General features: G+C 61.8%; 15 protein-coding genes and 1 riboswitch. Of the genes, 1 reads left to right on the top strand and 14 read right to left on the bottom strand.

Going from position 1 to position 13,522, the window contains the following annotated elements; all coding sequences use genetic code 11:
• Nucleotides 1–116: 116 nt before the first annotated feature.
• A complete protein-coding gene (locus ACIQY3_RS15860) occupies nt 117–1,388 on the top strand; it encodes an OmpP1/FadL family transporter (protein WP_403020990.1) in 1,272 nt (423 codons plus the stop codon).
• An 89-nt stretch (nt 1,389–1,477) separates the two neighbouring features.
• Here the strand turns inward: ACIQY3_RS15860 and ACIQY3_RS15855 are convergent, their stop codons facing one another.
• The 14 genes from ACIQY3_RS15855 to cobO form a co-directional block, all read right to left on the bottom strand.
• Entirely contained in the window at nt 1,478–2,029 is a 552-nt protein-coding gene (locus ACIQY3_RS15855) for a glutathione peroxidase (protein WP_403020987.1), read from the bottom strand.
• Between the two features lie 56 nt (nt 2,030–2,085).
• On the bottom strand, nt 2,086–2,208 hold the full coding sequence (locus ACIQY3_RS15850) for a hypothetical protein (protein WP_403020985.1): 123 nt from the start codon (nt 2,206–2,208) through the stop codon (nt 2,086–2,088).
• Nucleotides 2,205–3,413 carry an MFS transporter gene (locus ACIQY3_RS15845; RefSeq protein ID WP_163909131.1) on the bottom strand — a complete coding sequence of 403 codons (1,209 nt, stop codon included), beginning with the start codon at nt 3,411–3,413 and terminating at the stop codon, nt 2,205–2,207. The genes ACIQY3_RS15850 and ACIQY3_RS15845 overlap by 4 nt, the downstream gene beginning before the upstream one ends.
• 52 nt (nt 3,414–3,465) lie before the next feature.
• Nucleotides 3,466–3,870, bottom strand: coding sequence for a MarR family winged helix-turn-helix transcriptional regulator (locus tag ACIQY3_RS15840; RefSeq protein ID WP_403020981.1), 405 nt, complete (start codon nt 3,868–3,870; stop codon nt 3,466–3,468).
• A 156-nt stretch (nt 3,871–4,026) separates the two neighbouring features.
• Nucleotides 4,027–4,764: an adenosylcobinamide-GDP ribazoletransferase gene (locus ACIQY3_RS15835; RefSeq protein ID WP_403020978.1), complete on the bottom strand. Its 738-nt coding sequence runs from the start codon at nt 4,762–4,764 to the stop codon at nt 4,027–4,029.
• Between the two features lie 2 nt (nt 4,765–4,766).
• Nucleotides 4,767–5,342, bottom strand: a complete 576-nt coding sequence (cobC, locus tag ACIQY3_RS15830; protein ID WP_403020975.1) for an alpha-ribazole phosphatase family protein — start codon at nt 5,340–5,342, stop codon at nt 4,767–4,769.
• Nucleotides 5,339–6,394 carry a nicotinate-nucleotide--dimethylbenzimidazole phosphoribosyltransferase gene (gene cobT, locus ACIQY3_RS15825; protein WP_403020973.1) on the bottom strand — a complete coding sequence of 352 codons (1,056 nt, stop codon included), beginning with the start codon at nt 6,392–6,394 and terminating at the stop codon, nt 5,339–5,341. Before cobT ends, cobC begins: the two co-directional genes overlap by 4 nt.
• Nucleotides 6,391–6,912, bottom strand: coding sequence for a bifunctional adenosylcobinamide kinase/adenosylcobinamide-phosphate guanylyltransferase (cobU, locus tag ACIQY3_RS15820; protein ID WP_403020971.1), 522 nt, complete (start codon nt 6,910–6,912; stop codon nt 6,391–6,393). Before cobU ends, cobT begins: the two co-directional genes overlap by 4 nt.
• Nucleotides 6,913–7,061: 149 nt before the next feature.
• Nucleotides 7,062–8,513 (bottom strand): cobyric acid synthase, encoded by a 1,452-nt coding sequence (locus ACIQY3_RS15815; RefSeq protein WP_403020968.1) that lies wholly within the window; start codon nt 8,511–8,513, stop codon nt 7,062–7,064.
• Complete coding sequence (gene cobD / locus ACIQY3_RS15810) at nt 8,510–9,502, bottom strand: threonine-phosphate decarboxylase CobD (protein WP_403020966.1); 993 nt, start codon at nt 9,500–9,502, stop codon at nt 8,510–8,512. The genes ACIQY3_RS15815 and cobD overlap by 4 nt, the downstream gene beginning before the upstream one ends.
• Entirely contained in the window at nt 9,495–10,403 is a 909-nt protein-coding gene (gene cbiB, locus ACIQY3_RS15805; protein ID WP_403020963.1) for an adenosylcobinamide-phosphate synthase CbiB, read from the bottom strand. The genes cobD and cbiB overlap by 8 nt, the downstream gene beginning before the upstream one ends.
• Nucleotides 10,400–11,050: a 5,6-dimethylbenzimidazole synthase gene (bluB, locus tag ACIQY3_RS15800; protein ID WP_403020961.1), complete on the bottom strand. Its 651-nt coding sequence runs from the start codon at nt 11,048–11,050 to the stop codon at nt 10,400–10,402. The genes cbiB and bluB overlap by 4 nt, the downstream gene beginning before the upstream one ends.
• Nucleotides 11,047–12,447 carry a cobyrinate a,c-diamide synthase gene (locus tag ACIQY3_RS15795; protein WP_403020958.1) on the bottom strand — a complete coding sequence of 467 codons (1,401 nt, stop codon included), beginning with the start codon at nt 12,445–12,447 and terminating at the stop codon, nt 11,047–11,049. Before ACIQY3_RS15795 ends, bluB begins: the two co-directional genes overlap by 4 nt.
• Before the next feature lie 10 nt (nt 12,448–12,457).
• Nucleotides 12,458–13,069 (bottom strand): cob(I)yrinic acid a,c-diamide adenosyltransferase, encoded by a 612-nt coding sequence (gene cobO, locus ACIQY3_RS15790; protein ID WP_213937078.1) that lies wholly within the window; start codon nt 13,067–13,069, stop codon nt 12,458–12,460.
• A gap of 79 nt (nt 13,070–13,148) precedes the next feature.
• A riboswitch (cobalamin riboswitch) is annotated at nt 13,149–13,382 on the bottom strand.
• Nucleotides 13,383–13,522 lie beyond the last annotated feature (140 nt).

Here is a 13,522-nt window from a genome sequence, read left to right as displayed (position 1 = left end):
ACGCGAATCTGGTTGGATTGTCCTACAAAACCGCTCTAACTCAACCCATACAGGCTATAGCGCTGGGACGAAAATGTTGGTAATTTTCGCCCCGGTGATCACCAGGAGTTCTAATAATGAAAAAAGTCATGCTCAAAACCACCCTTAGCCTCGCCGTTACCTTGGCATCCACCCAGCTCTTCGCAAGTGGCTTCGCCATCAACGAACAAAGTATTAGCGGGATGGGTACAGGTTTTGCTGGGCGATCTTCCTCTGCCGATGACGCAAGCACCATTTATGGCAACCCGGCCGGCATGGCGCGCATCAAGCGCGAACAAGTCACCGGCGGCGCTGCAATGCTCGACGCACACACCGACATCAGCAAGGCCAGCTCCCGCCCGAACAGCGGCAGCAACGACGGCGACATGGTGCCGTTCATCGCCGTGCCGATGGGCTACTACGTCAAGCCAATCGATGACCAATGGGCCGTTGGTGTAGGTGTATACGCACCGTTTGGTCTGGTGACCGACTACGAACACGGCTTTGCCGGCCGTTACTTCGGCAGCACCAGCGACGTGAAAGTCGTGACCCTGCAACCGACCGTGAGCTACGCCTTCAACGACAAGGTGTCGATCGGTTTCGGTCCGACCATCAACCGTATCGACGGCAAGCTGGAGTCGAACATTTCGGCCACCCAGGCCGCTCCAGATGGCGAAGTCAAGATCAAGGGCGACGACACCGCTCTGGGCTACAACATCGGGATCCTGGCTCAGTTGACCGACAGCACCCGCGTCGGCCTGACCTACCACTCGAAAGTGAAGTACAAGCTCGAAGGCAACACCAAGATCAACTACGGCGTACTGGGCCTGCTGGGCCAGAACCCGAGCCAGAAGTACGACGCTTCGCTGGACCTGACCACGCCTGAATCGGTGGACTTCTCGCTGACTCACCAGATCGATGACAAGTGGACCGTTTACGCGGGCAGCACCTGGACTCGCTGGAGCCGCCTGAAAGAAATCACCGTCGAAAACAAAGGTGTTCCGACCATCCTGAATGGTCAATTCGGTTCCATCACCGAAGAACAGAACTGGCACGACACCTGGGCTCACGCCATCGGCGCGTCCTACCAGCTGAACAAGCAATGGGTCCTGCGTACCGGCCTGACCTTCGACCAGGCACCGACCAATAACGCCGACCGCTCCCCACGCATTCCGACTGGCGATCGCAAGATTTTCAGCCTGGGCGCCGGCTGGAGCCCGACCGACGACCTGACCATCGACGTGGCGTACTCGTACCTGCGCGAAGAGTCGGTCAACATCAACAACACCAACGACCGTGGCCAGGCCTACAGCGCCAAGTATCAAAACTACGCGAACGGTTTCGGTGTTGGTGCGACCTACCGCTTCTGATGATTCACGGCGAGCCTGAACCACTCGCCACCTGAGTCAAAAAAGCCCCGCTCTCTTGTACAGAGGCGGGGCTTTTTAGTGGGCGCCGATCAGGGTTTCGAGGCCAGGGCTTTCTCGACGGCTTCGATAAATTCAGGGTTATCGGGTTTGGTCAGGCTGGAGAAATTGGCAATCACCTTGCCCTGGCGATCGACCACGTATTTGTAGAAATTCCACTTCGGTGCGCTGCTCTGTTTAGCGAGGACCTTGAACAAATGGGTCGCATCATCGCCGCGGACTTTCTGCGGCTCGGTCATGGTGAAAGTCACGCCGTAGTTGACGTAGCAGACCTTGGCCGTTTCTGCGCCGTCCTTGGACTCCTGCTTGAAGTCATTCGACGGCACGCCGACCACCTCCAGCCCTTGGTCCTTGTAGCGCTGATACAGCGCCTCAAGGCCTTTGAACTGCGGGGCGAATCCGCAGAAGCTGGCGGTGTTGACCACCACCAGCGGTTTGCCGGCGAAGCGCTGGCACAAATCGATGGATTCCTTGGCCCGCAACTTGGGCAGCGAGCCCTGTAACAGCTCGGGACAATCGGCCGCCTGGGCCAATCCGGTAAACGCCATCAGCAACGCGGGGACTGCAAGCCAGCGTTTCAGCATGTCGGTGGATCCTTGAAAAATCGTCAGAAAACGAAGTTACTCGCCCTCACATCCGGCTAGCAAGTCCCCATGCCCAACTGCATCAACGCCAACCCGCCCTGATGCCAGCCCCACCACGCCAGGGCCAGCAGCAATGCACCGCTGGCGACTGCAAGGATTCGCGGCCAAAGACTGTTCATATCGCACTCATTTGGGTTTGCAGGCGCGCCACCGGCCGTTCGCGCACCGGCCAGTTCAGGGCAGCCGCCAACAGACTCAAGAGAATCGCCACTTGCCAGATCAAGTCGTAGCTCCCGGTCCGGTCATACACCACCCCGCCCAACCAGCCGCCGAGGAACGAACCGAGCTGGTGAAACAGGAAAACAATCCCACCGAGCATGGACAGGTTTCGTACGCCGAACAAGGTCGCCACGGTGCCGTTGGTCAATGGCACCGTGGATAACCAGAGAAAGCCCATCGCCATACCGAACAGATACGCGGTGGTCGTGGTAACCGGCGCCCACAGGAACAACCCGATCACCACCGCTCGCAACAAGTAAAGGCCAGTGAGCAAACGCGGCTTGGACATCCGCCCGCCGAGCCAGCCTGCGGTGTAGGTGCCGAAGATATTGAACAGTCCGATCAGCGCCAGCACCGTGGTGCCAACGGAAGCCGGCAGGTGTTGATCCACCAGATAGGCCGGCAAGTGCACGCCGATAAACACCACCTGGAAACCGCAGACAAAAAAGCCGAACGCCAGCAGCCAGAAACCGGAGTGAGAACAGGCTTCGCGCAACGCTTCGGACAAGGTTTGCTCATGGCCGAGGGTCGGCAGCGGCTTGTCCTTGAGCATGCTCACCAGCGGCACGATCAGTGCCACCAACAGGCCCAGCACCAACAAGGCTGCGGACCAGCCAAGCCAGCCGATCAGCCCCAGCGTGCCGGGCAACATGGCGAACTGGCCGAACGAACCGGCGGCGCTGGCAATGCCCATGCCCATGCTGCGTTTTTCCGGCGGCACGGCGCGGCCGACCACGCCGAGGATCACCGAGAACGAGGTGCCCGACAGGCCGATGCCGATCAACAGGCCCGCGCTCAGGGACAAGGTCACGCCCGAGTCGGCAAAGCCCATGCAGATCAGGCCCACCGCATACAACACGCCCCCGACCAGCACCACTTTTGCCGCGCCGAAGCGGTCAGCCAACGCGCCGGTGAACGGCTGCGCCAGGCCCCAGATCAGGTTCTGCAAGGCGATGGCAAACGCAAAGGTTTCACGGCCCCAACCGAACTCGGCGCTCATCGGCGCGAGGAACAGGCCGAAGCCGTGCCGCACGCCCAACGACAACGCCAGAATCAGCGCGCTCCCCACTAAAACCCAACCGCACGTACGCCACATCGATGTCATTCTTATTCTCCGGTCGCGGGTATATACCCGCTTAAGGTCGAACTAACCGGCGTCAAGCCAGTTCGTCCAGCAATCTCAGTAAGGTTTCACGTTTTTCGGCGCCCAGACGGTCGATCAACCGCTGTTGCGCTGCTTCCCACGCCGGCAAGGCGGCTGCCAGGCGTTCGGCGCCGGCCTCGGTGAGCTTGACGATGCGGTTGCGCATGTCTTCGCCCTCGACCAGCAGTACCAGCCCTTCGCCTTCCAGTACGCGCAAATTGCGCCCCAGGGTGCTGCGGTCCAGGCCCATGGCCTCGGCCAGGGTGGAAATACTCGGTTGATCCAGACGCTGCAGATTGCACAGCAAAGAATACTGGGCAACATTGATGCCGAAGCCATCAAGAGCGCCGTCGTAATGCCTGCTGACGCCACGGGCGGCGCGGCGCAGGTTGATACATAAACATTGGGAATCGAGCATGGTGCGTGTATATACCCGCGGTTAAATGAAAGCAAGGTTCAAGATGAGCGTTGTAGGGTAGATCGCCTTCGCGAGCAAGCCCGCTCCCACAGGTGATTGCATTCCCATGTGGGGGCGGGCTTGTTCACGAAGAGGTCGGAACATCCACCCAATCATTCAGCAGACCAGCGCCAACCCCACCAACACCGCCATCTCCAGCAACTCCAACAACGCCCCCGCAGTATCGCCCGTGGTCCCGCCCAACCGCCGCACCATCACCTGCCGCAGCCAGACAAACCCCACCGCCGCCAGCGCGAGCGCAACCAGACCTTTGAAAACACCCGCGATCAACACACAAGCCAGCGCACAGACTACCAGCACCTGCCACCCCGCCTTGCGCGGCAGATGATCGGCCAACGCCTGCCCCAACCCGCCGGCCCGCACATACGACGTGGTCAGGAACAACCCCAACAATGCCGCACGCCCGATCAACGGCACGATGATCAACACCACACCATGCCCCTGCTCGATCAACGCCAGCAACGCGGCGAATTTCAGCAGCAACACCAACACCAGCGTGACCACCGCAATCGGTCCGCTGCGCGGGTCTTTCATGATGGTCAGGGTGCGTTCACGATCGCCAAACCCACCGAGCCAGGCATCGGCGCTGTCGGCTAAACCGTCCAGGTGCAACGCACCGCTGAGCAACACCCAAACCGTCAGCAGCAGTGCGGCGTGCAGCAACAATGGCGCGCCCGACAACAGTCCATTCAGCACCCACAGCAGGGCACCAAAAAGCAGCCCGACCAACGGATAAAACAGCAGCGAGCGCCCCAATTCCTGCGGCGCCGGCATCCCCGGCAGACGAATCGGCAAACTGCTCAAGAATTGCAGGGCTATCCAGAACGGCAACATGATCAAAGCGCTTCCCGTAACAAGGGACCGGCGCCGACCGCCAGCGAATGCAACGACGCATGGGCGACTTCAACGTTGAGCAACTGTTCACGAGGCAAGCCACGGGCCTGGGCCAGCAGCAACTTCATGACCCCGCCATGGGTGATCAGCAACACCCGCTCGCCTGCATAGGCAACGTGCAAACGCTCGACCGCCGCCAGCACCCGCTTTGAAAAGTCGCTGACCGGCTCACCCTCGGGCGGTGTAAACGAATACGGATCGGTCCAGAACAGCCCTAATGCCTCGGAACTGGCCTCCATCAACGCCGCCGTGCTCTGCCCTTCCCAGGCGCCGAAATGCAGTTCTTGCAGATCTTTTTCCAGTTGCACGGGCAAACCGAGTTGCCCACCGAGTTCTTCAGCAAACCGCGCACAACGCTGCAACGGCGAGCTGATCAAGCGATCCCACGGCCCCTGCCCGATCACCGCCGCACGCAGTTGCGCCCAGCCTTTCTCAGTCAGCGCATCGTCGAGGCTGCCACGCAAGCCGCCGCCGAGTTCGGTTTCGCCATGGCGCAACAAATCCAGGCGCAAAGTCATGCCGGACGATCCGCCACCGCAGCTTCAGCGAAGGTCGCCATTTGCCCATGAAGATCGCAGGCCAGACGCAACAACGGCACCGCCAACGCCGCGCCGCTGCCCTCGCCCAGACGCAGACCGAGATCGAGCAACGGCTCGGCGTTCAGGGTTTCCAGCACGTGACGATGACCCGGCTCCGCACCACGATGGCCGAACAACAGCCACTGGCGACACTCGGGATTCAAGCGCACCGCCACCAACGCCGCGACGCTGCAAATAAACCCGTCCACCAGCACCGCAACGCCTTCCTGAGCGCAGGCCAGATAAGCGCCAACCAACGCCGCAATTTCAAAACCGCCAAGGTTGAACAAGGTTTGCAACGCATCGCCACGCTGAGCGCCGTGCAGCGCCAATGCGCGCTCGATGACTTGCGCTTTATGGCTGACACCTGCCGCGTTCAAACCCGTGCCTGGCCCGGTCAGATGCACCACCGGGCAATCCAGCAAAGCGCAGGCCAGAGCGCTGGCCGCCGTGGTGTTGCCGATGCCCATTTCGCCACCGATAAATAACTGCGCACCCGAAGCGACGGCGCGCAACACGCTGTCGCGACCGGCCTGCAACGCCAGTTCGCCCTGGGCCGCCGTCATCGCCGGGCCGTTTACGAAGTTCGCGGTGCCGGGGCCGACATTCAGATGGCGTACGCCGGGCAGGTTCAGCGACGGTGTGACGGTGCCGAGGTCCACCACTTCCAGGGAAGCGCCCAATTGTCGCGCCAACACACTGATCGCCGCGCCGCCGGTGACGAAGTTGTGCAGCATCTGCCCGGTGACTTCCTGGGGAAACGCCGACACCCCTTCCGCGACCACGCCATGGTCACCGGCAAAGATCGCGATCCACAATTGATCGAGATTGGGTTTGACCTGCCCCTGCAACCCGGCCAATTGCACCGCTACCGACTCCAACCGACCAAGGGAACCGGCGGGTTTGGTCAGTTGCTGCTGACGGGCCTCGGCCTGTTCAACGACGGCCGCATCGATCGGTTTGCATGGGTTCAGCCACCAGGATTGAGTCATAACGCAGTACCTTTCAGAGTCAGGGGCAGGCCGGCGACGGTCAGGACAACACGCTGACAGCGCTCAGCCAGGGCTTGATGCAGCCAACCGGCTTCATCGACATAGCGGCGAGTCAATTCGCCCAGCGGCACGACACCCATTCCGGTCTCGTTGCTGACAAAAATAATTTCACCCGGCAGCGACCCCAGGCAGTCCAGCAAGGCATCGCGCTCGGCAGTCAGGCGCTCGGGGTTGTCGAGCATTAGCAGGTTGGTCAACCACAGGGTCAGGCAATCCACCAACAGGCAACGCTCGGCACTGGCGTTTTCGCGCAGGACGCGGGCCAGTTCCAGCGGCTCTTCGATCAGCGCCCATTCGGCGGGACGACGGGCGCGGTGATGGGCGACGCGTTCGTTCATCTCGCCGTCCAGGGGTTGGCTGGTGGCGATGTAGGTGACCTGGAGTTGACTGCCTGCCGCGAGTTTTTCCGCCAGGCGACTTTTGCCGGAGCGGGCGCCGCCGAGGATGAGTTGGAGCATGGTGACGTCCTATAAATGTGCGGTGAGGCGATTGCCGTCTTCGCGAGCAAGCCCGCTCCCACAGTGGATCTCTATTGACCACTCAACCTGTGGTTAACCCAAAACCCTGTGGGAGCGGGCTTGCTCGCGAAGAGGCCATCAAACCCACCTTAAAACCCGCAGAGCTCACGCAGCAGCCGGGTATCCAAATGCTTCTCCACCAAATCCGCCAACCGCTCGATATCCCGCTCGCGCAAGGCGTGATAATCCACCGCTTGCACGTTCTGCAAACCGGCCCAGCGCAACAACGCGCTGCTCGCCGCCGGTGATTCAAACAGCCCATGCAGGTAGGTGCCGAAAATCTGCCCATCAAGGCTTTGCGCGCCATCGCAGCGACCATCATCGAGTTGCACGGCAGCATTCTCCAACGCCGGCCCGGTGGTCACGCCGGCATGGATTTCATAGCCAATGACTTCAGCATTCTCCAACGCCAATCGCCCACGCACATTGCGCAATTGCTTCTCTTCTTCGAGCAAGGTTTCGAACGCCAGCAAACCCAAACCGGCGCTGGAACCCGGTGCGCCTTCAAGGCCCAGCGGATCGTGAACTTGTTCGCCAAGCATTTGCAGACCGCCGCAGATCCCCAGCACTTTGCCGCCGTAGCGCAGGTGCCGGGATATCGCGGTGTCCCAGCCATTGGCTCGCAGATACGCAAGGTCATGGCGCACGCTTTTCGAGCCGGGAAGGATGATCAGGTCAGCGGCCGGAATCGCCTGCCCGGGGCCGATGAATTGCAGGTCCACTTGCGGGTGCAGGCGCAGCGGATCGAAATCGGTGTGGTTGCTGATGCGCGGCAGCACCGGCACCACCACTTTCAGCACTTGATCGGCCTTGTCGGTCTGGCGCTGGTCGATGCCATCCTCGGCTTCCAGGTGCAGGTCCATCACATAAGGCAGGACGCCAATGACCGGTTTGCCGGTGCGTTCTTCCAGCCACTCGAGGCCCGGTTGCAGCAAGGCAATGTCGCCGCGAAAACGGTTGATGATGAAGCCTTTGACCCGCGCCTGTTCGCTGGGCGACAGCAGTTCCAGCGTGCCAACCAGATGCGCAAAAACCCCGCCGCGATTGATGTCGGCAATCAACACCACCGGACAATCCACCGCTTCGGCAAAGCCCATGTTGGCGATGTCGCCGGCACGCAGATTGATCTCCGCCGGCGAGCCCGCGCCTTCGACCATCACCACCGGATACGCCGCGCTCAGTCGTGCGTGGGAGGCCAGCACCGCTTGCATGGCGATGGCTTTGTAGTCGTGATACGCGACGGCGTTCATGGTGGTGACGGCGCGGCCGTGAATGATCACTTGGGCGCCGGTGTCGCTGTTGGGTTTGAGCAGCACCGGGTTCATGTCGGTGTGCGGCTCCAGATTCGCAGCCTGAGCCTGCACCGCTTGGGCGCGACCGATCTCGCCACCGTCGGCGGTCACGGCGCTGTTCAACGCCATGTTCTGCGGCTTGAACGGCACAACACTGACGCCGTGGCGCGTGACCCAACGACACAACGCCGTCACCAGGGTGCTTTTACCGGCGTCGGACGTGGTGCCCTGCACCATCAACGTAGTCATTGGATTTCCTTGGCGAAGGCTTGCAGGGCTTGTTCGAGGCGGGCTTCTTCGGCGACATCGGCGGGCAAGCCGAAACGCAGGCTGCTGGTGTTCGTGAACAACCGCAGCAAGATGCCGCGCCGGGCCATGAACTTATGCAGTTCTTCGGCGCGCTCAGTGATCAGCCATTGAAACAAGGCGCAACCGCCCTGGGGTTTGAGATCGTAGCGCTCCAGCAGCGCGGCCAGGCGTTGGCTGGCCTCGTCACTGCGCAACCGTTGCCGGGCATGGCCTTCGGCGTCCTGCAAACAAGCCTGGCCCAATACGCGGGTCGGCCCGCTGACTGCCCATGGTCCGACTTGCTCGGCGAGCAACTTGAGTAACTTGCGCTCGGCCAGGACGAAGCCCAGTCGCACCCCGGCCAAGCCAAAAAACTTGCCGAACGAGCGCAATACGATCAACCCGACCTGATTGGCAAACGGTGCCACGCTCAGTTGCGGCGTGTTGTCCATGAACGCTTCGTCGACCACCAGCCAGCCGCCGCGCTGTGCGAGACGCGAGTGCCAGTCGAGCAGGCGACTCGGGCTCAGGCTCAGACCCGTAGGATTGTTCGGATTGACCACCACCAGCACGTCGAGACTGTCGAGAAAGAAATCGACTTCTTGCTCCAGCACTTCGCGCACGATGTAGCCGTTGCGCCGCCACGCTTCCGCGTGTTCGGCATAACAAGGCGAGAGCACGCCGACCTTGCCGGCCCGACGCAGACGCGGCAACAACTGGATCGCCATCTGCGAACCCGCCACCGGCAACACCTGGGCTGCGCCGTAATAATCGCAAGCCGCCTGCTCCAGACCGTCGTCGGTTTCCGGCAAACGTGCCCAGGCGCGCAGCGGAATCTCCGGGATCGGAAACGGCCAGGGCGCCAGGCCGCTGGACAGGTCGAGCCAATCGGCTTCGGCGATACCGTAATCGAGCGCCGCCTTACGCAGCCGGCCACCGTGCTCAAGCATAGAATTCAGCTCCCACGCAGAGAATCAGCAGCCATAACCATACGCCGCGCTGGACCAATTGCCAGCCACGGTCGATGGAGTCGGCATCCGCCGCCGGGCCTTCGCCGAGTTGTGGACGCTGATGCAATTCACCGTGATAAATCGCCGCCCCGCCCAACTCGACACCCAGCGCACCGGCACCGGCAGCCATCACTGGTCCGGCGTTCGGACTGTCCCAGGTCGGACCCTGGGTGCGCCAGCATTTCAACGCGAGTCGGGTTTTGCCCAGCAGTGCGTAGGTCAACGCCACCAGTCGTGCAGGAATGTAGTTGAGGACGTCGTCGATTTTTGCCGCCGCCCAGCCGAACCGTTCGAAACGTTCGTTGCGATAACCCCACATGGCGTCGAGGGTGTTGCTCAGTCGATAGAGGACCACGCCTGGCGCGCCGGCCACGGCAAACCAGAACAGCGCGGCGAATACCGCGTCGCTGCCGTTTTCCAGCACCGATTCGGTGGCGGCGCGGGCGACTTCGGTCTTGTCCAGTTCGCTGGTCTGGCGGCTGACCAGATAACCCACGCGTTTGCGCGCTTCGTCCAGATCATCGCTGCGCAGGGCCTTGGCCACCGGCTCGATATGTTCGCCGAGGCTGCGCATGCCGAGGGCGCAATACAGCGCCAGGATCTCGACCAGCCAACCGACATAAGGCGCCCAGGACAATGCGGTGGCCAGTAAGGTCAGCGGCACCACCGCGATCACCCACGCGGTGACGCCATGGCTGCGCCAGCCACGGCCACCGGAGTTGAAACGTTGCTCGATGCGATCGGCAAAACGGCCGAACGCCACCAGCGGATGCCAGCGTTTGGGTTCACCCAGCAGCGCATCCAGCGCAACCGCGGCGACACTCAACAACGCCACACTCATTGACTCACTCCCCAATAATTTTCATACAACAGTTCACTGAGCGGACGCGCCTGCGCCCAGCCTTCGAGTACCAGCATCGGCGCCGGATAGAATTCCTTGACCGGGCCCAGGCAAAGAACGGCCAGCGGCTTGGCGCCGACGGGCAAACCCAGCAGGTCCGCCAGGGCTTGCGGCTCGAACAGCGACACCCAGCCCATCCCCAATCCTTCGGCGCGGGCGGCCAGCCACAGGTTCTGGATCGCGCAGGACAGCGACGCCATGTCCATTTCCGGCAAGGTGCGGCGGCCGAAGATGTGGCGTTCGCGATCGTCCATCAGCGCGGCGACCAGCACTTCGGCGCAGTCGTTGATGCCTTCGACTTTGAGTTTCATGAACTCGTCGGTGCGCTCGCCGAGGGCTTCGGCGGTGCGGATGCGTTCTTCTTCCACCAGTTGCTGGATCTGGTTGCGCAGGGCTTTATCGCTGATGCGGATGAAGCGCCACGGTTGCATCAGGCCGACGCTGGGGGCCTGGTGGGCGGCTTCGAGCAGGCGACGCAGCAGTTCGGGCTCGACAGTGCCGCCGCTGAAGTGGCGCATGTCGCGGCGTTCGGCGATGGCTCTATACACCGCTTCGCGCTCGGCCTGACTGAATGCGTTGTCGGTCATGGCCTCTTCGCGAGCAAGCCCGCTCCCACAGTGGATCGCATTTCCTCAGGTAGTACAGCTTCAACTGTGGGAGCGGGCTTGCTCGCGAAAGCGGCCTCAAGATCAGGCGCAAACAGTGCGGCAATCGCCGACGGATTGGACGGAAAATAAAAGTGCACATAAGAAGCCGTCATCCGCCCCTCACGATAAACCGCCTCCGCCCCGCGCCCGCCGTTCGGGCTCAGGCCCCGGGCAATCGGCTCAAGTTCGGTGCTGGTCAACGAGTGGTGATAGGTGTGCCCACGCAACAAGCCTTCCGGCAACTCGACCGCCTGCAACGCCAACGCCGCCAGACGCTTTTGCATCACCGCATCGCCGGCCAGCAAACCGACCAATTCAGCGCGAGTGCCTTCGACATCCGTCAACGAATCGAGCAGATAAAGCATGCCGCCACATTCGGCCAGCAACGGTTTACCTGCGGCGTGATGCGCGCGAATCGCGGTCAGCATGGAGGTGTTTTGCGACAACACCACGTGGTGCAGTTCGGGGTAACCGCCCGGCAGATACAGGCTGTCAGCCGCCGGCAATTCGGTATCGCGGATCGGCGAGAAAAACGCCAGTTCAGCGCCCATCGCCCGCAGCAAATCCAGACTCGCGCCGTAGGTGAAGGCGAAGGCTTCATCGCGGGCCACGGCGATGCGTACGCCCGCCAATAATGGCTCGGCTTCGAGCACATCCGGGGCGGCGAATTCCACGGCCGGTGGCAGCGCTACCTCGCAGCTGCTGGCCAACGCATCGGCTGCCGCATCGAGGCGCAGGTCGAGGTCGTTCAACTCGCTGGCCTGGACCAGACCGAGGTGACGGCTCGGCAGTTCGATCCCGGTCTCCCGGGACAATGCGCCGTACCAGCGCAAGCCTTCGGTCAAACTGCCTTCAAGCAATTGCGCGTGGCGCAAGGTGCCGACGCGGTTGGCCAGAACGCCGGCGAACGGCAAGTCCGGCTGATATTTCGCGAGCCCCAATGCCAACGCACCAAAGGTCTGGGCCATGGCGGTGCCGTCAATCACGCCGAGCACCGGCACACCGAAGTGCCGCGCCAGGTCAGCGCTGGACGGCGTGCCGTCGAACAGGCCCATGACGCCTTCGATCAGAATCAAATCCGCTTCGCCAGCGGCTTCCCACAACAGTCGACGACTTTCCTGCTCGCCGACCATCCACATGTCCAATTGATAGACCGGTGCGCCGCTGGCGCGCTCGAGAATCATCGGGTCGAGGAAGTCCGGGCCGCATTTGAACACGCGCACCTTGCGCCCCTGATTGCGATGCAACCGGGCCAGCGCGGCGGTCACGGTGGTCTTGCCCTGACCGGAGGCCGGCGCGGCAATCAGTACCGCCGGGCATTGACGTATGCTTTTCATAAAATAGTATTCACAGCTCGACGCCTTTTTGCGCTTTGATCCCGGCCTGGAACGCGTGCTTGATCACGCCCATTTCGGTGACGGTGTCGGCCAGTTCGATCATTTCCGGCTTGGCGCCGCGACCGGTGACGACGACATGTTGCATCGGCGGACGGGCCTGCAAATCGCTGAGCACTTGATCGAGATCGAGGTAACCGTGCTTGAGGGCGATGTTCAGTTCATCCAGCACCACCAGGCCAATCGACGGATCGCGCAGCAGTTCGCGGGATACTTCCCAAGCGGCTTCGGCGGCGGCGATGTCGCGCTGACGGTCCTGGGTTTCCCAGGTGAAGCCCTCGCCCATCACGTGAAAGCGCACTTGCTCCGGGAAGCGCCGGAAGAACAATTCCTCACCGGTGCTGTTGCGGCCCTTGATGAACTGCACCACACCGCACTGCATGCCGTGGCCCATGGAGCGGGCGAGCATGCCGAAAGCCGAGCTGCTTTTGCCTTTGCCGTTGCCGGTCAGCACCAGCAGCAGGCCGCATTCATTCGGCGAGTTGGCGATGCGTTCGTCAATCACGGCTTTTTTGCGCTGCATGCGCGCCAGGTGGCGTTCGTCACGATCGGGGGTATCAGTCATGGGGAGCTCTCCGTTGAGGCTGGATAACGGCGGGCAGGCACAAGAATAGACGGCAAAAAGCTTGGCATCGCCCACCGTGATGCCGCTGGATGGATCAGGCCGGTCTCCGGGCTCATGAGTGGTTTGCACCGGACTGCGCGCCTTCCCATGTCGATGATCGACACAGTGGCTCAAGGCGCAGCCTTTGACTCATTTACCGTTGCGGGGGCAGCGCCGGGATCGTGATCGTCTTCATATGAAGAGAGGACTCACCGGCTTCCCTGTTTCACTCTGTCGACCAAGGCCACAGAGCACCTGAAACAAGCCGCGAAGGTTAGAGGGTTGGGGGGGGAGCGTCAATTAAAGCCGGGACGCCGCTCGGCGAAAAACTGCCGTCGATCAATTACCTGACGTCATTCTTGTGCCACACTTCGAGCAGTGATATCAAAGAGCCACAATCTCACAACACAATAA

This window comes from Pseudomonas sp. NPDC096950 (assembly GCF_044762525.1).
Lineage (GTDB): Bacteria > Pseudomonadota > Gammaproteobacteria > Pseudomonadales > Pseudomonadaceae > Aquipseudomonas.
Note: the sequence above shows the minus strand (reverse complement) of the source record. Positions and strands in the feature narration are given on the sequence as shown.